General features: G+C 69.0%; 23 protein-coding genes and 1 pseudogene. 9 read left to right on the forward strand and 15 right to left on the reverse strand.

Going from position 1 to position 20805, the window contains the following annotated elements:
• The first annotated feature begins 66 nt into the window (after positions 1-66).
• From LPA45_RS26820 to LPA45_RS26830, 3 genes are read left to right on the forward strand one after another with little or no spacing between them, the layout of a single operon-like run.
• The gene (locus LPA45_RS26820; RefSeq protein WP_116319063.1) at positions 67-1200 is read left to right on the forward strand and encodes a cytochrome P450; all 1134 of its coding nucleotides are present in this window, start codon (positions 67-69) and stop codon (positions 1198-1200) included.
• Positions 1201-1228: 28 nt separating this feature from the next.
• Positions 1229-1585 carry an antibiotic biosynthesis monooxygenase gene (locus LPA45_RS26825; RefSeq protein WP_116319062.1) on the forward strand — a complete coding sequence of 119 codons (357 nt, stop codon included), beginning with the start codon at positions 1229-1231 and terminating at the stop codon, positions 1583-1585.
• A gap of 11 nt (positions 1586-1596) precedes the next feature.
• The gene (locus LPA45_RS26830) at positions 1597-2352 is read left to right on the forward strand and encodes a sulfite exporter TauE/SafE family protein (protein WP_317924551.1); all 756 of its coding nucleotides are present in this window, start codon (positions 1597-1599) and stop codon (positions 2350-2352) included.
• A 97-nt stretch (positions 2353-2449) separates the two neighbouring features.
• On the opposite strand, the gene LPA45_RS26835 is transcribed toward LPA45_RS26830, so the two are convergent.
• A complete protein-coding gene (locus tag LPA45_RS26835) occupies positions 2450-3199 on the reverse strand; it encodes a carbonic anhydrase (protein WP_116319060.1) in 750 nt (249 codons plus the stop codon).
• A 319-nt stretch (positions 3200-3518) separates the two neighbouring features.
• A complete protein-coding gene (locus LPA45_RS26840) occupies positions 3519-3719 on the reverse strand; it encodes a DUF3606 domain-containing protein (RefSeq protein ID WP_116319059.1) in 201 nt (66 codons plus the stop codon).
• 152 nt (positions 3720-3871) lie between these two features.
• Between LPA45_RS26840 and LPA45_RS26845 the strand changes: the two genes are divergently transcribed.
• On the forward strand, positions 3872-4972 hold the full coding sequence (locus LPA45_RS26845) for a PHB depolymerase family esterase (RefSeq protein ID WP_317922920.1): 1101 nt from the start codon (positions 3872-3874) through the stop codon (positions 4970-4972).
• Between the two features lie 6 nt (positions 4973-4978).
• Here the strand turns inward: LPA45_RS26845 and LPA45_RS26850 are convergent, their stop codons facing one another.
• Together LPA45_RS26850 and LPA45_RS26855 are read right to left on the reverse strand one after the other, a co-directional pair.
• On the reverse strand, positions 4979-5293 hold the full coding sequence (locus LPA45_RS26850) for a 2Fe-2S iron-sulfur cluster-binding protein (RefSeq protein WP_116319057.1): 315 nt from the start codon (positions 5291-5293) through the stop codon (positions 4979-4981).
• Positions 5286-5900, reverse strand: a complete 615-nt coding sequence (locus LPA45_RS26855) for a YigZ family protein (protein ID WP_116319056.1) — start codon at positions 5898-5900, stop codon at positions 5286-5288. The genes LPA45_RS26850 and LPA45_RS26855 overlap by 8 nt, the downstream gene beginning before the upstream one ends.
• 265 nt (positions 5901-6165) lie before the next feature.
• Here LPA45_RS26855 and LPA45_RS26860 point away from each other — a divergent pair, with 265 nt between their 5' ends.
• A complete protein-coding gene (locus LPA45_RS26860) occupies positions 6166-8154 on the forward strand; it encodes a PhoX family phosphatase (RefSeq protein WP_116319055.1) in 1989 nt (662 codons plus the stop codon).
• Positions 8155-8269: 115 nt separating this feature from the next.
• Positions 8270-8887, forward strand: coding sequence for a DUF938 domain-containing protein (locus LPA45_RS26865; protein WP_116319054.1), 618 nt, complete (start codon positions 8270-8272; stop codon positions 8885-8887).
• Between the two features lie 16 nt (positions 8888-8903).
• On the opposite strand, the gene LPA45_RS26870 is transcribed toward LPA45_RS26865, so the two are convergent.
• Complete coding sequence (locus LPA45_RS26870; protein WP_317922919.1) at positions 8904-9668, reverse strand: sulfite exporter TauE/SafE family protein; 765 nt, start codon at positions 9666-9668, stop codon at positions 8904-8906.
• Positions 9669-9949: 281 nt separating this feature from the next.
• On the opposite strand from LPA45_RS26870, the gene cysK reads away from it, so the two are divergent.
• A complete protein-coding gene (gene cysK, locus LPA45_RS26875; protein WP_317922918.1) occupies positions 9950-10867 on the forward strand; it encodes a cysteine synthase A in 918 nt (305 codons plus the stop codon).
• A 92-nt stretch (positions 10868-10959) separates the two neighbouring features.
• Here the strand turns inward: cysK and LPA45_RS26880 are convergent, their stop codons facing one another.
• The 10 genes and pseudogenes from LPA45_RS26880 to fliF all read right to left on the reverse strand — a co-directional run bounded on the left by LPA45_RS26880 (position 10960) and on the right by fliF (position 19969).
• A complete protein-coding gene (locus LPA45_RS26880) occupies positions 10960-11439 on the reverse strand; it encodes a GFA family protein (RefSeq protein ID WP_116319052.1) in 480 nt (159 codons plus the stop codon).
• A gap of 93 nt (positions 11440-11532) precedes the next feature.
• Positions 11533-12195, reverse strand: coding sequence for a DNA oxidative demethylase AlkB (alkB, locus tag LPA45_RS26885; RefSeq protein WP_116319051.1), 663 nt, complete (start codon positions 12193-12195; stop codon positions 11533-11535).
• Between the two features lie 41 nt (positions 12196-12236).
• On the reverse strand, positions 12237-12653 hold the full coding sequence (locus LPA45_RS26890; protein WP_116319050.1) for a type II toxin-antitoxin system HicB family antitoxin: 417 nt from the start codon (positions 12651-12653) through the stop codon (positions 12237-12239).
• A gap of 41 nt (positions 12654-12694) precedes the next feature.
• Positions 12695-12802: pseudogene (locus LPA45_RS26895) on the reverse strand (mRNA interferase); the annotation flags it as partial.
• 171 nt (positions 12803-12973) lie between these two features.
• Complete coding sequence (locus LPA45_RS26900; RefSeq protein ID WP_317922917.1) at positions 12974-14437, reverse strand: flagellar hook-length control protein FliK; 1464 nt, start codon at positions 14435-14437, stop codon at positions 12974-12976.
• Between the two features lie 35 nt (positions 14438-14472).
• Positions 14473-14925 carry a flagellar export protein FliJ gene (fliJ, locus tag LPA45_RS26905; protein WP_317922916.1) on the reverse strand — a complete coding sequence of 151 codons (453 nt, stop codon included), beginning with the start codon at positions 14923-14925 and terminating at the stop codon, positions 14473-14475.
• On the reverse strand, positions 14903-16411 hold the full coding sequence (gene fliI / locus LPA45_RS26910) for a flagellar protein export ATPase FliI (protein WP_317922915.1): 1509 nt from the start codon (positions 16409-16411) through the stop codon (positions 14903-14905). The genes fliJ and fliI overlap by 23 nt, the downstream gene beginning before the upstream one ends.
• Complete coding sequence (gene fliH / locus LPA45_RS26915) at positions 16404-17237, reverse strand: flagellar assembly protein FliH (protein ID WP_317922914.1); 834 nt, start codon at positions 17235-17237, stop codon at positions 16404-16406. Before fliH ends, fliI begins: the two co-directional genes overlap by 8 nt.
• Entirely contained in the window at positions 17224-18246 is a 1023-nt protein-coding gene (fliG, locus tag LPA45_RS26920) for a flagellar motor switch protein FliG (RefSeq protein ID WP_317922913.1), read from the reverse strand. Before fliG ends, fliH begins: the two co-directional genes overlap by 14 nt.
• Positions 18233-19969 carry a flagellar basal-body MS-ring/collar protein FliF gene (gene fliF / locus LPA45_RS26925; RefSeq protein WP_317922912.1) on the reverse strand — a complete coding sequence of 579 codons (1737 nt, stop codon included), beginning with the start codon at positions 19967-19969 and terminating at the stop codon, positions 18233-18235. Before fliF ends, fliG begins: the two co-directional genes overlap by 14 nt.
• Positions 19970-20016: 47 nt before the next feature.
• On the opposite strand from fliF, the gene LPA45_RS26930 reads away from it, so the two are divergent.
• Positions 20017-20196, forward strand: a complete 180-nt coding sequence (locus LPA45_RS26930; protein WP_147316205.1) for a hypothetical protein — start codon at positions 20017-20019, stop codon at positions 20194-20196.
• A 164-nt stretch (positions 20197-20360) separates the two neighbouring features.
• The gene (gene fliE / locus LPA45_RS26935) at positions 20361-20684 is read left to right on the forward strand and encodes a flagellar hook-basal body complex protein FliE (RefSeq protein ID WP_317922911.1); all 324 of its coding nucleotides are present in this window, start codon (positions 20361-20363) and stop codon (positions 20682-20684) included.
• Positions 20685-20805: the final 121 nt, after the last annotated feature.

Below are 20805 nucleotides of genomic sequence, written 5' to 3' on the forward strand. Positions count from 1 at the left end.
CCGCCGTGAAGCGTTTGTCCCGCGCACGCGGCAAACTGGCAGCACATCCAGCCCCCATGTGCCGCCATGCTGCCTGCCACCGTATCCGACGCTGACGATGCCATCGACCCGATCAGCGCCGTCACGCACCCCGATCCCTATCCCTACTACCGCGAACTGGCGACACACCGGCCGTTCTTCCGCGACCAGCGGCTCGGGCTGTGGGTTGCGGCCGGCGCGCGCGAAGTCGCGGAGGTGCTGTCCCATCCCGATTGCCGCGTACGCCCGCCCGCGCAGCCGGTGCCGCCCGCACTGGCAGGCACCCCCGCCGGGGACCTGTTCGGCCGGCTGATCCGCATGAACGACGGCGCTGCGCACGCGCCGTTGAAGGGGTTGCTGATGCCCTTGCTGGCCGCCATCGATCCGTCCGCAGCCGCGCACCGGGCGGCTGCGCTGGCTGAGCTGATGGACGCCGACAGGGCATTGTCCGCCGAAGGCATCAATGGCGTCCTGTTCGTGTTGCCGGTGGTGACGCTGGCTGACCTGCTCGGCCTGCCGGTCGCCGTGGATCGCGCCACCGCCGCGGCAGTGGCCGGCCATGTGGCGGCCTTTGCCGCCGCACAGTCGCCGCTCGCCGATGCGAACGCCGTGCAAGCCGGCGCCGACGCCGCGCAATGGCTTGGTATCTGGCTCGCCGACGCGGCGCCCGCAGCAGGCCCGTTGCCGTCGCTGCACCAGGCCGCGCAGGTTGCGGGCATCGATGCGCAGGCGGTGGCCGCCAACACCATCGGCTTGCTGGTGCAGGCCTGCGAAGCCACCGCCGCGCTGGCAGGCAATACACTGCTGCATCTCGGTCGCGGCAAGGTGCCGGCCGGGACCACGCCGGAAGAATTGGTTGCACGGGTGGCGGTGTCGGATCCGCCGGTGCAGAACACGCGCCGCTTCCTCGCCGCCGACGCACACCTGTGCGGCCACGACGCCAAGGCCGGCGACGCAGTGCTGGTGCTGCTGGCCGCGGCTTCGCGCAGTGGCAGGGCGGAAGGCGGCCGCGCATGGACCTTTGGCCATGGCCGCCACGCTTGCCCTGGCGACAGGCTGGCGCAGGCGCTCGCCGCCGCCACGGTGACAGCGCTACTCGCACGCGGCGCCGACCCGGCCGCACTGGCGCGCGCGTTCCGTTATCGTCCCTCGTTGAACGCCCGCATCCCGCATTTCTGCTGAGTCCACCATTCAAAATACGGAGCCCCCCATGATCGCCGTCCTCTTCGAAGTCGAGCCCGCACCGGGCCGCCGCGATGCCTATCTCGCTATCGCGGCAAGGCTGCGCACCGAGCTGGAGGCCATCGACGGCTTTATCTCGGTCGAACGTTTCCAGAGCCTGACCAACCCCGGCAAGATGCTGTCGCTGTCCTTCTTCCGCGACGAGGCCGCGGTGATCGCGTGGCGCAATACCGTGGCGCACCGCGAGGCACAGGCCGCCGGCCGCGGCGGCGTGTTCGCCGACTACCGGCTGCGCGTGGCACAGGTGATGCGCGACTACGGCATGCACGCGCGCGACGAAGCGCCCGCCGACAGCCGCGCGGTGCACGACCGCAAGCCCGGCTGAAGGAGCCAGCGATGACGATGGAAGCAATCGGCACGCAAGCTGCCTTTATCGGCCTGACCTTCCTGCTGGCCGGCTTTGTCAAAGGCGTGGTGGGGCTGGGCCTGCCCACCGTCGCGGTGGGCCTGCTCGGGCTGGTGATGCCGCCGGCGCAGGCCGCGGCGCTGCTGGTGGCGCCGTCGATGGTGACCAATGTGGTGCAGCTGTTCAGCGGTCCGCGCTTCGGGCAACTGGTACTCCGGCTGTGGCCGATGCTGGCGGCGATCTGCGCCGGCACGTGGCTGTGCGCGGCGCTGGTGCCGGCGGGGATGATGACCCATGCCACCTCGGCGCTCGGCGTGGCGCTGGTCCTGTATGCGGTGGTAGGACTGGCAGCGGTGAAGTTGCACGTGCCGCCGGCAGCGGAGGCCTGGCTCGGGCCGGTAGTCGGTCTGGTGACTGGCGCGATCACTGCGGTGACCGGCGTGTTCGTGATTCCCGCTGTGCCTTACCTGCAGGGGCTGGGACTCGAAAAGGAAAACCTGGTGCAGGCGCTGGGGCTGTCCTTCACGATTTCGACCATTGCGCTGGCGGTCAGCCTGGCGCTGGGCGGATCGTTGCTGCACACGCCGGTGCTGGGGGCTTCGTTGCTGGCGCTGGTGCCTGCGCTGGGCGGGATGTTCATCGGGCAATGGCTGCGCCACCGCATCAGTGCGGAGCGCTTCCGCAAGCTGTTCTTCTGCGGGCTGCTGGTGCTGGGCGGCGAGCTGGCGATGCGCGGGCTTTCCTGACAGCGCTCCCGCATACCGCTGGTCTGCTCCCTCTCCCGCTTGCGGGAGAGGGAGCACTCAATCGGCTAGGCAAAAGTCATGGGTGCGCGCACAACCCTCAACGCCCCGCCTGCACCACCCGCCCGTTCAGCGGCTGCACCGGCCGCGCGTTCATCCGGTAAAGCTTGCGGAACGCCGCCAGTTGCGCCGCCGAAATCTCCACCGGGGTCTTCAGCACCTGCCACTTCACATCCTCGCTGCAGGGCGGCGTGGTCAGCGAGCCGGTGAACGCCCAGTAAGACTGCTGCGCAGGCAGCAGTGCCGCCACGTCAATCGGTGCCCCCAGCTCGCGCGATTCGCCGGCCTTGGCCGGCAGGCTGGCAAAGACCGGCTGCAATGCCGCATTCTCGCGCCCGGTCTTGAACAGCACCGCCACCACCGCCAGCTTGCCTTCGGCGTTCTGGTGCACCAGGTGCGCCACCAGCGGATAGGTCTTGCCGTTGACCTTCTCCTCGCTCGGCGTATGGAAGTGGAACTGCACCAGCTTGTACGCCGCGCCGTCGAACTCGGCCTGCCCGCCTGCCGGCAGGTTGACCTGGATGGTATGGCCGGTGTTGACCACGGTTGCCTGCGTTGCGGTGTAGCCAAAGCCGATCGGCTTCAGGTCCGCGCTCACGGCCTTGCCGGTCCGGATATCGATGGGCGACTGGTGCTTGCCCAGCGAGCAGGTCTTGTAGCCGGCGTCAAGCCCGCCCCAATGGCTGGCGCCGGTCGGGCCGGCGTAGCTCCAGTGGGCGTCGTTGCCTGCCCAGGCAGCAGGGGCGAGCAGGGCTGCACAAATGGTGATGGCCGGCAGCTTGATGATCATGTCGATGCGTCCTCGTGTAGGTGACCCCCATGTACTCGGATCTCCCGGGCCGGCGCGGTCTGCTGCCAGGCCTGACCCGGGCCCGAAATCATGCAGCAAAACCTGCCCCACGCGAACACAGCATTACTGAATTCCGGTCTGCACTGCGCTTATTCCGGGTATGCGGCCGCCGCTGGAGCGCTCGCCAGCACCGGAACCGTTCGAGATAGTCGAGACGCACGACCAGTGCCTGCGCCGTTGATCGACGGCGCAGGCACTGGATCGGGCAAGCGGGGTCATGACAGGCACGGCCGGCATGATCCGGCCGTGCCCCGGGGCTTCAGTGTGGCGGGGTGCCCGGCGGGTTTGACTCGAGCTGGTCCCGCACCGCGGCGATATGGTCGCCGGCGGCATCGACGGCAGCTTCGAGGTCCTGCTCGCTGCAGTTAAGTTCGCGGCACCAGTACTGCACTTCAAGCGGATCCATCAGGTTAATGCGGCCCGGATCCAGGGGCCTGAACTGGCTCGTTGCATCGATCATGCTCGCCTCCTGTGCGTGCCTCGGCGCGACACGGCCCTTGCATTGTAGGCAGTGATCGGGATCGCGTTGCATGCAATGCCGATGCTGTGCGCCATGCCATGCACGCGACTCGGCATATGATGCACGGGTTACCCACGCCGACAGGACGCCGCATGCCCCACTCTTCCGGTGCAAAGCTCTGGTCCACGCTGAACAAGGCCGCCACGCGCAATGCCCGCAGCATGCAGCGCGCGGTCAACCGCAACTTCACCAAGCCGATGACCGAGGCCATCGTGCGCAACGCGGTGAAGCAATCCGCTGCAGTCACCGCCGCCACGCAGCGCGCGCTGTCGGGCGTGGTATCGCCAGCCGAGCCGCCGCGCAGCCGTGGCAGCGGACGCTGGGAAGAGGGCAGCTGGGGCGCCGGTCCGCTCGCGCCGCGACGCTATCGCATCTTCGTGCCGGCCGGCGTCAATGCCAGGCGCCGCGCGCCGATGCTGGTGCTGCTGCATGGCTGCGGGCAGGACACCGCCAGCTTTGCCGCCGTCACGCGCGCCGCCGCCGTGGCGCGCGAGGCGGGCTGGGTGGTGCTGATGCCCGAACAGAGCTCGCAGGCCAACGCGCAGCGCTGCTGGAACTGGTTCCGTCCCGCCGCGCAGGGCGCCGCCGAAGCCGGCTTGCTGATGGCGCTGATCGACCAGGCTTGCCGCCGCCATCCGGTGGCGGCCGATCGCATCAGCGTGCTCGGGTTGTCGGCGGGCGGGGCCATGGCACTGATGCTCGGGCTGCGCTATCCCGCGCGCTTCGCCGCGGTCGGCTCGCATTCCGGCGCCGTGCCATGGAGCGCCACCAACGCCACGCAGGCGGCACGGGCGATGCGCGGCCAGCGCGGGCCCGACGCCCACGCCGTCCACGCGCTGCGCCTTGGCCTCGCCGGCCGGCGCCCGCCGCCGCTGTTGCTGCTGCATGGCGATGCCGATGCCATGGTCGATTTCAGCAACGCCACCGCGGCGGCTGCGCTGTGGATGCACCTGCAGCCGGAAGGCGCGCATCCGCTCGCGGCGGTGCCGGCCCGGCGCATCCAGCGTGGCATGCGGCGGGCGGTCGATGTATTCGACTGGACCGAAGGCAAGGCGCCCTACTTGCGGATGGTGCGGGTCGAAGGTCTGGGGCACGCCTGGAGCGGCGGCGCGGGCGGGCACGCGTTCTCGGACCCGGCGGGGCCGGATGGGTTGAAGCTGGCGTTGCGGTTTTTTCTGGCGGTGGGTGGGTGAGGCGCGTCACCCCAGCGTTAACGGCTCAATCACCACATCACTGACCGCACAAGCCACGCACGGCAGGATCAGCCCTTCCTCTTTCTCATCCAGGCTCAGCCCGGGCCATTCGATCCGGTAGCGGATCGATCCGGCATGCAGCCGGCTGGCACAGGCCCGGCAGGTGCCGTTGCGGCAGGAGTTGGGCAGCGACACGCCGTCGAGCAACGCGGCTTCCAGCAGGCTCAGTTCGGGCGAGGCGGCAAAGGTCTGGCCGCCCGGCAGCACCTGCGCGGTGAACTCGCCGTCGTTGCCGGCCATGGACGCGTCGCGCTCAGCCATCGGAATCCTCTGCCTGCGGAAACTGCGCGCGCCCATGGGTGGCGTCGCGCAAGGCGTCGCGTGCCGCGTCCACTTGCGTGGCGGGCAGGCGCAGCACCAGTGTCGCCAGCGCACCGTAGGCGGTATCGGCCAGCGTGCAGCCCTGCTGGGCCGCCTGCTCGATCCAGCGGCGCACGCGCGGCTCGTCGGCGTAGTCGATCGATATCGTCAGCGTGGCGTAGGCGATGCGCTCGATCCGTTCGGCCGATTTCAGCGCGGCGGCGATGGCATCGGTGTAAGCGCGCACCAACCCGCCAGCGCCCAGCTTGACGCCGCCGTAGTAGCGCACCACCGCGGCCAGCACGCCGTCGAGGTCGTGGTGGCGCAGCACTTCCAGGATCGGCCGGCCGGCCGTGCCCGAGGGTTCGCCGTCGTCGGACATGCCCGACGCGCCGCCGGCGAGCAGCGCCCAGCACACATGGGTAGCGGTGGGGTGTTCCGCGCGCAGCGCGTGCAGCGCGGCCATGGCCGCGTCGCGGTCGGCCACCGGCAAGGCCAGGGCCAGGAAACGGCTCTTGCGGATTTCGATTTCGGACTGGACGGGGTGGGCTAGCGTGTAGGTCGGCAAGCGGGACGGACGGGAAAAAGGGCGGCGCAAGGGCCTGCGGACAGAACTGGGGAGTGTACCGCAGCGGCTCGCCGGGTCCGGCCCTGCCTCCGGCCGAAGTGTTGCATCGTCAACTTCCTGTCACAAACGCGGCCTACGATCTGCGGCGGTCGGGCGCAATGCCGCCCGCCGCCCGCCTGTGCCAACAGGTGCCCGGCCGCCCGCGTGGTGCCCGGCGCGATCAAGCAGTCAAAACACAAATCCATCCCTTTCCCCGGATAAAAACATGCAACAGAAACCTGATGCTGGCCGCCGCAAGGCACTGAAACTGCTGGCGGGCGCGCCGATGCTACCGCTTGGCCTGGCTTCCACCGGCCTGCTGGCCGGCTGCGGCGGCAGCGACGATGCCGTGGCCGCGCCCCCCACCAGCCCGGCGGCTGGCGCCACCTTCACGACGGCGGAGTTCATCCCGATGAACGCGCCCACGCTGGCGGATCCCGCCGCGATGGCGACCACCACCGTGGGTTCGAGCCTGAAGGTGTCGTTCAGCGATGGCAGCAGCACCACCTACAAGCTCGCCTACCAGCCGTTCTTCGTCACCGGCGACACGCTGCCCGACGGCAAGGGCGGCACCATCGTGGCCGGCGGCTACTACGACATCAATAACCAGCCGATCGTGGACAACTCCGTGGCCGGCAAGGAACGCCAGTTCTTCTCCGACGCACCGGACGGCAGCTCGCTGCTGAAGCTGGCCAATCCGACCGTGTCCGGCGTGAAGGGCAATACCGTGTTCGCCGTAGTGCAGTTCGAGTACACCTCGCGCAACCAGAACAACACCAGCATGTACGGCCTGCTGCCGTCGCCGATCGCGATCGTGACGCTGGACCAGGATCCGGCCACCGGCAAGCTGACGCCGGTGAAATACCACAACGTCGATACCTCCGGCGTCAACGGCCTGTGGATCACCTGCGGCGCGAGCCTGTCGCCGTGGAACACCCACCTGTCGAGCGAAGAGTACGAAACCGACCTGAAGGACGCCGCCGCGGTCACGCAGCTGCAGGGTTACAGCCAGAACCTCTACGGCGACGCCAACCGGGCCAACGCTTACAACTATGGCCACCTGCCGGAAGTGACGGTCAATCCCGACGGCACCGGCACCATCAGGAAGCACTACTGCCTCGGCCGCATCTCGCACGAGCTGGTGCAGGTCATGCCCGACGAGCGCACCGTGCTGATGGGTGACGATGCCACCAACGGCGGCCTGTTCGTGTTCATCGCCGACCAGGCGCGCGACCTGTCCAGCGGTTCGCTGTACGTGGGCAAGTGGCAGCAGACCTCGGGCGCCGGCCCGGGCAGCGCCACGCTGTCGTGGATCAAGCTGGGCAGTGCTACCAGTGCCGAGATCCGTGCGCTGGTCGATGGCGGCATCAGGCTGGCCGACATCATGGACGTGCAGACCGTCAATCCGAACGACAGCAGCTACACCCGCATCCTCTATAACGGCAAGGCCAACTGGATCAAGCTGGTGCCGGGCATGGAGAAGGCCGCCGCCTACCTGGAAACCCACCGCTACGCCGCGCTGGTCGGCGGCAGCCTGGGCTTTACCAAGATGGAAGGCACCACGGTCAATATCAAGGACAAGAAAGCCTACTCGGCGATGTCGCGCATCGAGTCGAGCATGCTCACCGGCAATGCCGCCAACCAGGGCGACATCCAGGTCGAGGGCCCGTACTCCGGCGCGGTCTATGAGCTGAACCTGAAAGGCGGCCAGGCCGACAAGAGCGGCAACGCGATCAACAGCGAATGGGTGCCGGTCGACATGGCCGCGGTGCCGGCGCTGATCAGCGAAGACCTCGGCGGCGGCAAGATGAAGCAGCAGGACGCGCTCGGCAACTTCGCCAACCCGGACAAGGTCGCCACGCCCGACAACCTCAAGTTCTCGGAGAAGCTGCGCACGCTGTTCGTGGGCGAGGACAGCAACACCCACGTCAACAACTTCCTGTGGGCCTACAACGTCGACACCAAGGTGCTCAGCCGCGTGCTGTCGTGCCCGGCCGGCGCCGAGTCGACGGGGCTGCATGCGGTGGACGAGATCAACGGCTGGACCTACGTGATGAGCAACTTCCAGCACGTGGGCGACTGGGAATCGCCGCTGCATGACAAGGTCAAGGCGACGCTGGATCCGCTGGTGCGTGCCAATTACAAGGACCGCTTCGGCGCGGCGGTGGGATACCTGACGGCGGACCCGGCTGGCGTGAAGCTGGCGAAGGCCTGAGTGCAAGCGGTCACCGTGGCATGAAGGCGGCGGCGCTTCGCCGCCGCCTGTGCATCCCGAGTCCGCGCAGACTCTGCTACGCTAGCCGTTCCCCCCGGAAAACGAGCTAGTCGCCATGACCGACCAGACCCACGACCCCGACGCCCGCCGCATGGCGCCTGCCACCGAGCGCAATCGCGAGCCCATCCTCGCGGTGCTGCGCAATGTGCTGCCCGCCAGCGGCACGGTGCTGGAAATCGCCAGCGGCACCGGCCAGCACGCGGCGCACTTTGCCGCGGCGTTTCCCGGCCTGACCTGGCAGCCGAGCGATCCGGACAATGCCGCGCGCGCGTCGATCGCCGCATGGACCGCCCATGCGCGCCTGCACAACGTGCGTGCGCCGCTGGACCTTGACGTGTGCCGCCAGCCCTGGGGCATCGATGCCGCCGATGCGATGGTCTGCATCAACATGCTCCATATCTCGCCGTGGGCCGCGGCCGAGGCGCTGTTCGCCGGCGCCGGAAAGCTGCTGGGTCCCGGCGGCGTGCTCTACCTGTATGGTCCCTATCGCCGCGGCGGCGCGCATACCGCGCCGAGCAATGCCGCCTTTGACGCACAACTGCGCGCCACGGACCCAGACTGGGGCGTGCGCGACATGGAAGATGTGATTGCGCTGGGCGCCGCGCAGGGGTTGCGCTGCGACGAACCGGTGCCGATGCCGGCGAACAACTTCAGCCTGGTGTTCCGCAAATAGCCGCCGCGCGGCGTTTTCAGCCGCGCACCATCATCACGATGGCCGTGGCGATCAGGCACACGGCAAACAGCGCACGCAGGCGCCGCTCGGGCATCCGGTGCGCCAGCGCCACGCCCCATGAGATCGTCAGCATGCCGCCCAGCGACAGCGGAATGCCGCTGGCCCAGTCGACATGCCCGGCGTGGGCATAGGTGCCCAGCGCCACCACGGCGCCGGGCGTCACCAGGGCCAGCGCCAGTCCCTGAGCCGCGGCCTGGCGCAGCCCGAACAGCCCCACCAGCGCCGGCGCCGCGACCACGCCGCCGCCCACGCTGAAGAAGCCCGAAAAGACGCCGCCGACCACGCCCACCAATGGAATCCAGCGCGGCGACACGCGCGCCTGCTGCACCGTGGCCGCGCGCCCCGGCAACAGCCGCCACAGGAAATACAGCGCCAGCCCGATCATGAAGACCGCGAAAATGCGCCGCAGCACCTGCGCGTCCATGGCCGTGGCCGCGCGCGCCGCCAGCCACGTGGCCAGCACCGCCGACAAGCCCAGCACCAGCGCGGTACGCAGGGCGATGTCCGCGCGCTTGCGGTACTGCCAGAAGCCGATCAGCACATTGGGCGCGATCATCACCAGCGCGGTGCCCTGCGCCAGCTGCTGGTCCATGCCGTAGATCAGGCCCAATGCCGGGATCGCGATCAGCCCGCCGCCAATGCCAAACAGCCCGCCCACCCCACCGAGCACACCGCCAAGGCCAAAGATCAGGAGCGAGGACAGCAGGGAATGGTCAGGCATCGGAGCGGGGGGCAAAGCAGGGGCAATGCATGGGGCAATGCGGGGCGTAAAAGGAGGGCGGGAAACCGGAAGCGCGAAACCGGAAGCGCGTGACAGCGGACAGCGGCCAGCGGCCAGTGGCCAGTGGCCAGCGGCCAGCGGCCAGCGTAATGCGCAGCGGGCATCATCATACGCCACGGAGCCGGCAGGCGCTTTGCACTAGAATCTTCCATTCATTTCGATCCAGCAGCGCCATTGCCCCGCCAGGGGCCTGCCGCGCCGCGCCCGCCACGGAGAACACGATGAAGTTCCAGAACATCCTGCAGACGATCGGCAATACCCCGCATATCCGCATCAACCGCCTGTTCGGCAGCGGGCACGAAGTCTGGATCAAGTCCGAACGCAGCAATCCGGGCGCCTCGATCAAGGACCGCATCGCGCTGTCGATGGTCGAGGACGCCGAGCGCCGCGGCGTGCTGAAGCCGGGCGGCACCATCATCGAGCCGACCTCCGGCAACACCGGCATCGGCCTGGCCATGGTGGCCGCGGTCAAGGGCTACAAGCTGGTGCTGGTGATGCCGGACAGCATGTCGATCGAACGCCGCCGGCTGATGCTGGCCTATGGCGCCAGCTTCGACCTGACCCCGCGCGAGAAGGGCATGAAGGGGTCGATCGCACGTGCCGAGGAACTGGTTGCCGCCACGCCCGGCGCCTGGATGCCGCAGCAGTTCGAGAACCCCGCCAACGTCGACGTGCACGTACGCACCACCGCGCTGGAGATCCTGAACGACTTCCCCGAAGGGCTCGACGTGCTGATCACCGGCGTCGGCACTGGCGGCCACCTGACTGGCTGCGCCCGTGTGCTGAAGGACAAGTGGCAGCAGCTCAAGGTCTTCGGCGTCGAGCCGGTGGCCTCTCCGGTGATCTCCGGCGGCGCGCCGGCACCGCACCCGATCCAGGGCATCGGCGCGGGCTTTATCCCGAAGAACCTCGACACCGCGCTGCTTGACGGCGTGATCCAGGTCGATGCCGAACCCGCGCGCGAGATGGCCCGCCGCTGCGCGCGCGAAGAAGGCATCCTGGTCGGCATCTCGTCCGGCGCGACACTGGCCGCGATAGCGCAGAAGCTGCCGGAACTGCCGGCCAATGCGCGCGTGCTGGGTTTCAACTACGACACCGGCGAACGCTACCTGACGGTGGAGGGCTTCCTGCCGGCCTGAGGCCGCTGGCCCGCGGCGACGCCGCGCAAGGCGGTGGTGGACCGGCGCCGTCAGCGCGGCTACAGCGCGGCTACAGCGCGACTACAGCGCGACTAGAGACGGTGGCGCTTATGCCAGTCCGCCAGCGATTCCTCCGGCCAGGTGTCGCAGTGCACGTGGCCCTTGCGCTTGGGCACATCGACCCAGGGCGCGGCGGATTCCAGCGAGGCCTCCACCACCTCGGGCGGGCGCGGCAGCGGCGTGTCAATGGCCGATGCGTGCGGATACACCAGCTCCGGCCAGCGCGGATCCCACAGCCACAGCGCGCTGCCGCACTTCACGCAGAAATGCCGCTGTGCCGGCGAACGCCGCGCGCGCTTGCCGGGTTCGCGCATCACCGCGTGGTAGATGCCAAGGGACTTGCGCCCGCGCACGTGCAGGGTGGCGGCATCGCCGCCGATATTGATCGCATAGCCGCCTCCGCCGGCGGTCTTGCGGCAGATCGAGCAATGGCAGTGCATGTACGGGCACGGCGAGTCCGATTCGAGCGAAAAATGGACGGCGCCGCAATGGCAGGAGCCTTCGAGATGCATGGTGGGGTCCTTTGCGCGTTGGCGTTCTCTGCAGTCCCTTGACTGTAGAAAACCCTGCACAAAGTGCCAAACACGCCTGGCGCGGGTATCGCGCTACAGCGCCTTGCGGAATGTCAGGTTGATGCGGGCGCGCCCCAGTAGCGGATGATCGCCGTCGGCCAGCGGCGCCACACCGTGGAAGGCCAGCCGCGACGGGCCGCCCCATACCACCACGTCGCCATGAGCCAGCCGCACGCGTTGCGGCCGCTCCGCGCGGCGCATGCCGCCGAACAGGAATACCGCCGGCAACCCCAGCGAGACTGACACGATTGGCGCGCTGAAGTCACGTTCATCGCGGTCCTGGTGCAGCGACAGGCGTGTGCCGGGCACATAGCGGTTGACCAGGCAGGCATCGGGCGCGAAGCCGGCAAAGCCGGCCTGTTCCGCCGCCTCTTGCGCCAGTGCGCGCAGCCGCGGTGGCATCGCCGGCCATGGCTGGCCGCTCAGCGGATCGATGCGGTCATAGCGGTAGCCGCGGACGTCTGAGACCCAGCCTGTATCGCCACAATTGGTCATCGCCACCGACATCGTCAGGCCGCCGGGCGTCACCATGTGGCGCAGCGGGGCGGCGGCAATGACCGCCTGCACATCGGCGAGCAGGGCCTCGGCGTCCGCGCGGGCCAGGCCGCGCAGCACCACCGCGCCGTCGGCCAGGCGCTCGGGCGCGGGGTTGGCGGGGGCGGGGTCGTCGAGGTTGTCGAAAAGGTCGAAGGTCATGGTTCGAGATAGACGCGTCAGGCACCGGCATGCCGGGCCGGTCAGGCGACCGTCAGTTCCAGCCGCTTGCCCAAGGCACGAAACGCCGCTTCGATGGTGTCGATCTTGGTGGCGTGGTCGAGGTTGACGATACGCTGGACCTCCTGCTTGCGGGTATGCAGGCGTCGCGCCAGTTCGGCCTGCGAGACGCCCTGCGCGAGCATTTCATTGAGCAGCAAGACCTTGGCCGACATACTGGCCGGCAACTCCACAAGGTGCTGGCTCCGCCTGAGTTTGGACGGCAGCGGCACCTGCCGGCCGTCTTCGAAGTAAAACTCCATCGCGGTGGCCAGCGCATCGGCTGCCATGGCGCAGGCGTGTTCGATGGAGTCGCCGCTGGTCAGGGCTTCCGGGATATCGGGGAAAGACACGACAAAGCCATTACCGTCGGCGACGACATCGGCAGGAAACCGCAACATATCCACACTCCTTTTACGACGAATGCCGGGCCGCATGGCGGTGGCAGGGTGGACTGCCTGCCATTGAGATACACCCTGAGATGCTTGGCACCGTCATGGAAGATAGCGCCCTGACCGGCGAGCCAACGCCGGAATTCACTTTGCTTCACCCGATTCCCTCCGTGCGCATCACGGTTGGAAAGGTAAGCAAAAATGATTACTGATTCTAGCAGCACTACGTCAACGTTGGCGACCGTCCCAGGCCATCAACACAAAGGCCGCCTGAGAAGGCGGCCTTTGTGTTGCGGAAGTGCCGATTGCCCGGCACCGCCTCTGGAAAATCAGGCGAACGTATCGATCTCGCCGCGCGCCGGCACCCGCGTGGGCCGAACCACCGGTTCCGCCGGTGCGGCGCTCTCCACGCCGGCCAGCGTGCCCGTGCCGAAGGCCGGTTGCCCGCGCCCGTTGCCGGATGCCTGCTGCTGTTGCTGCCCATTGCCGGCCTGGTTGGCAAAACCGTCCGCGCCGACCGACGTCTGGCCCAGCTGGATGCCATTCTCGGACAGCGCGGTGCGCAGGTGCGGCAGCGCTGCTTCCACCGCGGCGCGCACCGCCTGGTGCGGCGAGACGAACTGGGCCTGGGCCTGGTCGTTGACCACGTTGAGCACGACCTTCAGCGGGCCGAGGTCGGGCGGGTTCAGTTGCAGCTCGGCGCTTTGCGAGCCTTGCGTGCTGAGGCGGATCATCTGCTGGCCGAGGGCCTGCGGCCACTGGCTGTCGTACAGCGCGGGGACGACCACCGGACGAGCGGCGGCTGCCGCGGCTGCGGCAGCCGCCGGTGCCTGGGCCGTGTGCTGGCCCGCGAGCGCGGCGGCCAGGGCCGGCGCGTCGTCGGCGCTGGTCGTGGCGGTGGTGGCCTCGCTGGCGCGCGCCGCGGCCTGCGCGGCGGCAAACGAGTTAGCGGCCGGGCGCGCTTCCCCGGCGCCATTGGCGGCGGCAAGCGGATCGGCGCGATGCTGGCCAATGCCGCTGTCAGGCTGCTGGCCGGCGTTGTCCTGCTGCGCCGGCATGCCGGCAGCCGGAACGGATTGCGCAAGGACGGCAGGGGACCTGGCGTCGCTGGCGGCTGGCGTGCTGGCCTGCATCGCGGCACGCTGCGAGGCGATGGTGGCGAGCGTGTCGGCGACCGAAGGCTGGGCCGGTCTGGCCTCGGCGGTGATGACCTTCAGCGTGGCGGGTGACGCGGCGGCGTCGCCTTGCAGCGCCGGTGCCGGGGCATTGGCAACGTCGGCAGCCGTCGGCTGGGCGGCGCCGGCGAGCGCGGCTTGCAGCGCAGCGTTGCTGCCCGCGTCGGCGGCTGACCCGACCGCTGCGGCGGCAGCGCCCGCGGCGGCGGATGCTGCCGTGGCCGGGGCCGGGGCCGGGGCCGTGGCCGCAGGCAGCAGCAACGCCAGCGCCGCGGCGGCCGCTGCCGCGGCGGCATCGGCGCTGGTGGTGCTGTCGTCGTCTTCCTTCGCCTTGTCGGTGGTGGCTGGCTTGCCCGCCGGCGCCGCTTGCGGCTTGCCGGTGTCGGCACGCGCTGGCTCCGATGCCGCCTGCTTGTTGCTCGCGGACTTGTCCTCCCCGGCGCCTGCGTCCCTGGCCTTCGTTGCCTGGGTTTGTTGCGGGTTGCTTTCCCGGGCGCGCGTCAGCGCGTCGCCGAAGCCGCTGGTATCGCCGGCGGCGCGCCTGGCGCTTTCGGCCGCACTGGCTGCTGCCTTGGCGGCATTGGCCGTGTTGCTGACAATCTGGCTGATATCGATCATGTCGTCCTGCTGCGGATTTCCGGTACCGGTCCGGGCTAGCTGAGCCGGCTGGCGGCGGAGCGTGCCAGCCGGGCCGCGTATTCGTCATTGGCGCGCTGCTCGCGGCGCGCGGCGATCTGGTCTTCCCTGGCCTCGGCACGCGCAATCAGCGTGTCGAACGAATTCAGGCGGCGCTTCTGGTGCTGCCAGCGGTTGCGCCCGGCCAGCAGGTCCTCTTCGGCCTTGGCCAGCGCCGCGGTCTGCTGGCGGATGGCGTGGTCGAGCGAGTCGAGGAAGCGCGAGAAATCCTGCCAGCGGCTCGACGTCATGCCCTCTGCCGCCACAGCCTGCATGCGGGCGCGGTACTCCTGGCGGTATTGCGTCAGCTGGTTCAGCTGCTGCTCCGCCTGCGTGCGCGAGCCCTGCAGCCGGCCGAGTTCGCGCGCGGCGGCGTCGGTGTCATTCTGGGCGAGGTCCGCCAGGGTATTAAGCGGTGAAGGCTTGGCCATGTTCACTCCTGTCGAAGAGGCTGTGCAGCTGGGCGATAGCGTCGTCGTAGCCGGCGCGCAGGTGGATGTCCTGTTGCAGGAAGGCTTCCATGCGCGGATGCAGCCGGATCGCGAGATCCAGCTCGGGATCGTTGCCCGGCACGTAGGCGCCCACGCTGATCAGGTCGCGGTTGCGCTGGTAGCGCGACATCAACTGCTTGAAGCGGCGCACCGAGGCGAACTGCTCTTGTGAAATCAGCGCGGTCATGGCGCGGCTGATGGAAGCCTCGACATCGATGGCGGGGTAGTGCCCCGACTCGGCCAGGCTGCGCGACAGCACGATATGGCCGTCCAGGATCGCGCGCGCCGAATCGGCGATCGGGTCCTGCTGGTCGTCGCCCTCGGTCAGTACGGTGTAGAACGCGGTGATCGAGCCACCGCCCTCGGGGCCGTTGCCGGTGCGCTCGACCAGCGTCGGCAGCTTGGCGAAGACCGATGGCGGATAGCCCTTGGTCGCGGGCGGTTCGCCGATCGCCAGCGCGATCTCGCGCTGCGCCATGGCGTAACGCGTCAGTGAATCCATGATCAGCAGCACGTGCTGGCCCTGGTCGCGGAAATACTCGGCCAGCCGGGTCGCATAGGCGGCGCCCTGCATGCGCAGCAGCGGCGAGCAATCGGCCGGCGCCGCCACCACCACGGAGCGCCGGCGGCCCTCCGGCCCCAGGATGTTCTCGATGAACTCTTTCACCTCGCGGCCGCGCTCGCCGATCAGGCCGACCACGATCACGTCGGCGCTGGTGTAGCGCGCCATCATGCCGAGCAGCACGCTCTTGCCCACGCCCGAGCCCGCGAACAGGCCCATGCGCTGGCCACGCCCCACCGTCAGCATGCCGTTGATGGCACGCACGCCGGTATCGAGCACGGTTTCAATGGGGGCGCGCATCAGCGGGTTGATCTGCTCGCCGGCCAGCGGCACTTCCATCGCCGCGGTGATCGGGCCCAGGCCATCGAGCGGACGGCCCGCGGCATCGAGCACGCGGCCGAGCAGGCCCGCGCCGACCGGCAGGCGCTTGGAGCCCGGCTCGCGCGGCGTGGTGGTGCCGGCCGGCTGCGGCGACGGCTCCAGCGGATAAACACGCGCGCCTGGCAACAGGCCGACCACGTCGGATTGCGGCATCAGGTAGAGACGGTCGGCGCCGAAGCCCACCACTTCCGCCTCGGCGGTGCGGGGTGCATTGCTGTCGGCGCTGAACTGCCCGGCGGGCAGCTCGATCAGGCAGTCGCTGCCCACCGGCAGGCGCAGGCCCACGGCCTCGAGCACCAGGCCCGCGGCACGCGTCAGGCGGCCGCAACTGCGCTTGCTGTCGAGGCCGGCAATACCGGCCGATGCGGTTTCGAGCGCACCGATCCAGCGTTGCGCATGCCGGCTCGATGCGCCATCCGGCGCGGCTTGTGCGATGGCTTGTGCGACGGCTTGAGCGGCGCCTTGTGCGACGGCTTCAGTCATGCGGCGGCTCCCACGGATCGTCGCGGCCCAGCGCCTTGACCACGCGCGTCCAGCGCGTGCCCAGCGTGGCGTCGCGCTCGCCGCTGGCGGCGCTGGCGATGCAGCCGCCGCGCGCGACCGTCGGATCCGGGCGCACGGTCCAGCCCGCGGCTTCGAGTTCGCCGTGCAGGTGCGCCTCGACCAGCGCCACATCGTCAGGATGCAGCAGTACGCTGGGCGAACCCTGCAGCGCAGGTTCGCTGGTCAGCAGCTCGCGCACGGCGGGCAGCAGCACCGAGGGATCCTCGGCAACCGTGGTGCGCACCAGCTGGCGCGCCACGTCCAGCGCCAGCGTCACCAGCGCGCGCGCGACGTGGTCGTCGACGCCTGCCAGCGCGCCCCGGAAATTCGTGGCCAGCGCCTGCAGCTGCGCGGCCTCGTTGCGCGCCGCTTCCAGCCCGCGCGAATAGCCTTCACGGTGGCCGTCACCATAGCCCTGGGTCTGGCCCTGCGTGTAGCCCTGCGCATAACCTTCCTTGCGCGCGCCTTCGCGCATTGCATCCAGCGCCGCGAAATCGATCGGCGGCGGCGCGGGCTCGGCCGGCAAGATGTCGGCCGGCGCCTCCGACGCCATGTCGCGCGGGTCGAGCGGGCCCATCTGCCAGCGCTGCCAGCCGGCGCCGCCCCCACGCGCGCGGCGCGGCGGCTCGAACGGCGCGAAACCGCCGCCGTGCGCGCTGTCAGGGGGATCGCCCCGCTGCGTGCCGCGTGCACTCAGTGCGTTCTGTGTGCTCTGTGCGTTCTGTGTGTTCAGGCCGCGCTCAGGTAATGCATCAGACATAGGCATCGTCGCCTCCGCCGATCTGGAGTTCGCCCGCATCCGCCAGGCGTCTTACCACCTGCAGGATGGCCTTCTGCTCTGCCTCGACCTGCGACACGCGCACCGGGCCGAGCGCATCGAGGTCCTCGCGCAGCATCTCGCCGGCGCGTGTGGACATGTTGCGGATGAACTTGTCGCGCAGCTCCGAGGGTGCGCCCTTGAGCGCGACGATAAGCGACTCGGTGGCGATTTCCTTGAGCACGCGCTGGATACCGCGGTCGTCGACCTCGAGCAGGTTCTCGAACAGGAACATCTCGTCGATGATCTTCTGCGCCAGGTCGCCGTCGTGCAGCCGCACGCCGTCGATGACTGCTTCCTCGTGCGCGGTGCTCATCAGGTTGATGATCTCCGCCGCGGTGCGCACGCCGCCCATGCGGCTGCGCTTCAGGCTCTGGCCGGCCAGCAGCTTGGTCAGCACGTCGGTCAGTTCCTGCAGCGCACCCGGCTGCACGCCGCCGAAGGTGGCGATACGCAGGATCACGTCGTTGCGCAGGCGGTCGGTGAACAGGCCCAGCACCTCCGACGACTTCTGGCGGTCCAGGTGGATCAGGATGGTAGCGATGATCTGCGGGTGTTCGTCGCGGATCAGCTCGGCGATCGAGGTCGCGTCCATCCAGTTGAGCGAGTCGATGCCGCTGCCCGGGTCGCGCGATTCCAGGATGTCCTCGATCACCGACTGCGCGCGCTCCTCGCCCAGCGCCTTGTTCAGCACGCTGCGGATAAAGGCGCTGGAATCGACGTTCAGGGCCAGGTACTGCTCGGTCTCGGAGCGGAATTCGCCCAGCACATCGGCCATTTCCTCGCGCGTGACGGAACTGAGGCCTGCCATGGCAGCGCCCAGTTCCTGCACCTCGCGTTGCGACAGGTGCTTGAACACCTCGGCCGCGGCATCCTCGCCGATCGCCATCATCAGGATGGCGCTCTTCTGCAGGCCGCCGGCGGAGGTTTCCTTGGAGATGGCCTTAGCGGTTGTCATTGGCAATCCAGTTCTTGATCACGCTGGCGACCAGGCGCGGGTCGCGCTGTGCGGCGTCGCGCACCAGCGCGAGGTCGCTTTCATACTTGGCGGCAAGCCGCAGCACTTCCGGATTGGCCGGCTCTTCCGGCGGCAGCAGCACCGCCTCGGTCTCTTCCTTGGTTGCCGGTGCCGGCAGCGGCGGCGTGGTGTAGCGGCGCAGGATGGGGCGCGCCACCTTGAACCACGCGAACAGCGCCAGCAGTGCCAGCAGCAGGTAGCCCGCACCGGTCTTGCCCAGGTCGATCATGTCAGGTTGCTTCCACAGCGGGACTTCCGGCGTGACCTCGCGGTCCACGGTGAACGGGCTGTTGACCACGTTGATCGAGTCGCCTCGATCGGACGAGAAGCCCATCGCCTCCTTGGTCAGGTTCTGGATCTGCGCCAGCAGCGCCGGCGGCAGCGGCTGCGCCACCATCTTGCCCTTGGCATCGGCCGCCTGGCGGTAGTTCACCACCACCGCCACCGACAGCCGGCGCACGCCACCCGGTGCCTGCTGCACATGGCGCACGGTGCGGTCCAGTTCGTAGTTGACGGTGGAATCGCGGCGGTTGTTGCTCGGGCCGCTGGGGCCTGCCTGGCTGCTGGCGGTGCTGGCCTGCGCGCCTTGCACGGCCTGGCCTTGCTGGCCGGGCTGGCCCGGCTGGCCGGCAGCGGGCGCGCCGGCCTGTCCCGGCGCCTGGCCCGCACGCGGCGTCTGCGGCGTGGTCACCGGCGCGACCGCGGCGGCGGGCGGCTGGTTCGACAGCGCGCCGGGCACGCCGCCCGGTGGCGTTGCGCCCTGCTGGTTCGACTCGCTGGTCTGCTGGCTGCGGATGGCCGAGCGGGTGGGGTCCTGGTTGGGCTTGTAGCTCTCGTCGGTGTGCTCGACGATGGAGAAGTCCACGTCGGCCGTCACCTGCGCGCGCACGTTGTCCTTGCCGACGATCGGCGTCAGGATCGCCTCGATGCGCTTCAGGTAGTTCTGCTCCAGCGCCTGTACGTATTTGAGCTGGGTGGCGTCGAGCATGCGCTCGTTGCCGCTGTTCGACAGCAGGTTGCCGTGCTGGTCGACGATCGAGATCGACTTGGGCGTCAGCTCCGGCACGCTCGACGACACCAGGTGGCTGATCGCCGCTACCTGGCCTTCATCGATGGCGCGGCCGGGGTACAGCTGCAGCACGATCGAAGCGGTCGGCTTCTGGCGCTCGCGCACGAACAGCGTCGGCTTGGGGATCGCCAGGTGTACGCGGGCCGACTGCACGGCGGCGATCGATTCGATCGAGCGCGCCAGCTCGCCTTCCAGCCCGCGCTGGTAATTGACCTGTTCGGCAAACTGGCTGATGCCGAACTTCTGGTTGTCCATCAGCTCCATGCCCGCGGTGCCGCTCTTGGGCAGGCCCTGCGAGGCCAGCCGCAGGCGGGTCTCGTGGACCTTCTCGGCCGGCACCATCAGCGCACCGCCGCCTTCGGCGAACTTGTACGGCACGTTCATCTGCTGCAGCGAGGCAATCACCGAGCCGCCGTCGCGTTCGGACAGGTTGCTGTACAGCACCTTGTAGTCCGGCGCGCGCGACCACAGCACGCCCACGGCGATGGCAGCGGCCAGCGCCGCCCCGCCCAGCATCAGCGGCAGCTTGGGGTTGGCCTTCAGCCGTTCCAGCACCTCGGCCGGCCGGCCAGGCATGGCAACCGCCGCGGTCACGCGCGTGCTCCTGCGCCGGCGCCGCGATGCTCGCGACGGCTCGGGCGATGATGACGGCCATGGTCGTCGGCACGGCCCATGGCGCGGCTGACGGCGCGGCTCACATTACGCTGCAGAGAAAACACGCGTACTCCCGGATCGATGGTTGGTCTGGCAAGGGCCGGAAAGCGACGCTGGGCGGCTGCCCGCGCTTCTCCGGCACGGTGGCAATGATCGGCCAGACTTGAGCCCGACAATCCGGTGAATAAACCGGGTTTTCCGTCCGAATTCAGGCGATGGCGGGGGGAGGGTGGCGGGTACGCTGCGAGGGCTCAAAACTGGGTGGGAACCGCGCACAGGCCCTTGATGGAATGTGATTGATGGGGCTCTCCCGACCGACTTGAATCCTTACATGACCACGATCTCTTCCATCGAAAGCATGCTGCAGCAACTGCGCGGCCTGTCCCAGGTTGCCTCGGGCAACGACGCCAGCAAGTCGGCAGCGCCGGTCGGCGGCGGCTTCGCCAGCGAGCTGCAACGCTCGCTGGGCCGCATCAACGCGGCCCAGGAGCGCGCCTACGGCCAGGCCGAGGCGTTCGAGCTGGGCAAGCCGGGGGTGGCGCTCAATGACGTGATGATCGACCTGCAGAAGGCCAATATCTCGTTCCAGACGGGGGTGCAGGTGCGGAACCGGCTGGTGCAGGCATATCAGGAAATGATGAATATGCCGGTGTAAGGGCCTGTCCAAGGGCCTGACCGGATCACACGGGTTATTTGCCTTCTGATCCGCTATTGGCTCTTCGCACCGCTGCAGATAATTCGGGCACCCGTTTGGTGGGCGCACCTGCACTCCGAAC

This window comes from Cupriavidus sp. Agwp_2, from assembly GCF_040784895.1.
Lineage (GTDB): Bacteria > Pseudomonadota > Gammaproteobacteria > Burkholderiales > Burkholderiaceae > Cupriavidus.

Bases quoted from the DNA above. Each gene is read 5' to 3' on its own strand.
- LPA45_RS26820 (WP_116319063.1), top strand. From the start codon at position 67: ATGCTGCCTGCCACCGTATCCGACGCTGACGATGCCATCGACCCGATC.
- LPA45_RS26825 (WP_116319062.1), top strand. From the start codon at position 1,229: ATGATCGCCGTCCTCTTCGAAGTCGAGCCCGCACCGGGCCGCCGCGAT.
- LPA45_RS26830 (WP_317924551.1), top strand. From the start codon at position 1,597: ATGACGATGGAAGCAATCGGCACGCAAGCTGCCTTTATCGGCCTGACC.
- LPA45_RS26835 (WP_116319060.1), bottom strand. From the start codon at position 3,199: ATGATCATCAAGCTGCCGGCCATCACCATTTGTGCAGCCCTGCTCGCC.
- LPA45_RS26840 (WP_116319059.1), bottom strand. From the start codon at position 3,719: ATGATCGATGCAACGAGCCAGTTCAGGCCCCTGGATCCGGGCCGCATT.
- LPA45_RS26845 (WP_317922920.1), top strand. From the start codon at position 3,872: ATGCCCCACTCTTCCGGTGCAAAGCTCTGGTCCACGCTGAACAAGGCC.
- LPA45_RS26850 (WP_116319057.1), bottom strand. From the start codon at position 5,293: ATGGCTGAGCGCGACGCGTCCATGGCCGGCAACGACGGCGAGTTCACC.
- LPA45_RS26860 (WP_116319055.1), top strand. From the start codon at position 6,166: ATGCAACAGAAACCTGATGCTGGCCGCCGCAAGGCACTGAAACTGCTG.
- LPA45_RS26865 (WP_116319054.1), top strand. From the start codon at position 8,270: ATGACCGACCAGACCCACGACCCCGACGCCCGCCGCATGGCGCCTGCC.
- LPA45_RS26870 (WP_317922919.1), bottom strand. From the start codon at position 9,668: ATGCCTGACCATTCCCTGCTGTCCTCGCTCCTGATCTTTGGCCTTGGC.
- cysK (WP_317922918.1), top strand. From the start codon at position 9,950: ATGAAGTTCCAGAACATCCTGCAGACGATCGGCAATACCCCGCATATC.
- LPA45_RS26880 (WP_116319052.1), bottom strand. From the start codon at position 11,439: ATGCATCTCGAAGGCTCCTGCCATTGCGGCGCCGTCCATTTTTCGCTC.
- alkB (WP_116319051.1), bottom strand. From the start codon at position 12,195: ATGACCTTCGACCTTTTCGACAACCTCGACGACCCCGCCCCCGCCAAC.
- LPA45_RS26890 (WP_116319050.1), bottom strand. From the start codon at position 12,653: ATGTTGCGGTTTCCTGCCGATGTCGTCGCCGACGGTAATGGCTTTGTC.
- LPA45_RS26900 (WP_317922917.1), bottom strand. From the start codon at position 14,437: ATGATCGATATCAGCCAGATTGTCAGCAACACGGCCAATGCCGCCAAG.
- fliJ (WP_317922916.1), bottom strand. From the start codon at position 14,925: ATGGCCAAGCCTTCACCGCTTAATACCCTGGCGGACCTCGCCCAGAAT.
- fliI (WP_317922915.1), bottom strand. From the start codon at position 16,411: ATGACTGAAGCCGTCGCACAAGGCGCCGCTCAAGCCGTCGCACAAGCC.
- fliH (WP_317922914.1), bottom strand. From the start codon at position 17,237: ATGCCTATGTCTGATGCATTACCTGAGCGCGGCCTGAACACACAGAAC.
- fliG (WP_317922913.1), bottom strand. From the start codon at position 18,246: ATGACAACCGCTAAGGCCATCTCCAAGGAAACCTCCGCCGGCGGCCTG.
- LPA45_RS26930 (WP_147316205.1), top strand. From the start codon at position 20,017: ATGATGACGGCCATGGTCGTCGGCACGGCCCATGGCGCGGCTGACGGC.
- fliE (WP_317922911.1), top strand. From the start codon at position 20,361: ATGACCACGATCTCTTCCATCGAAAGCATGCTGCAGCAACTGCGCGGC.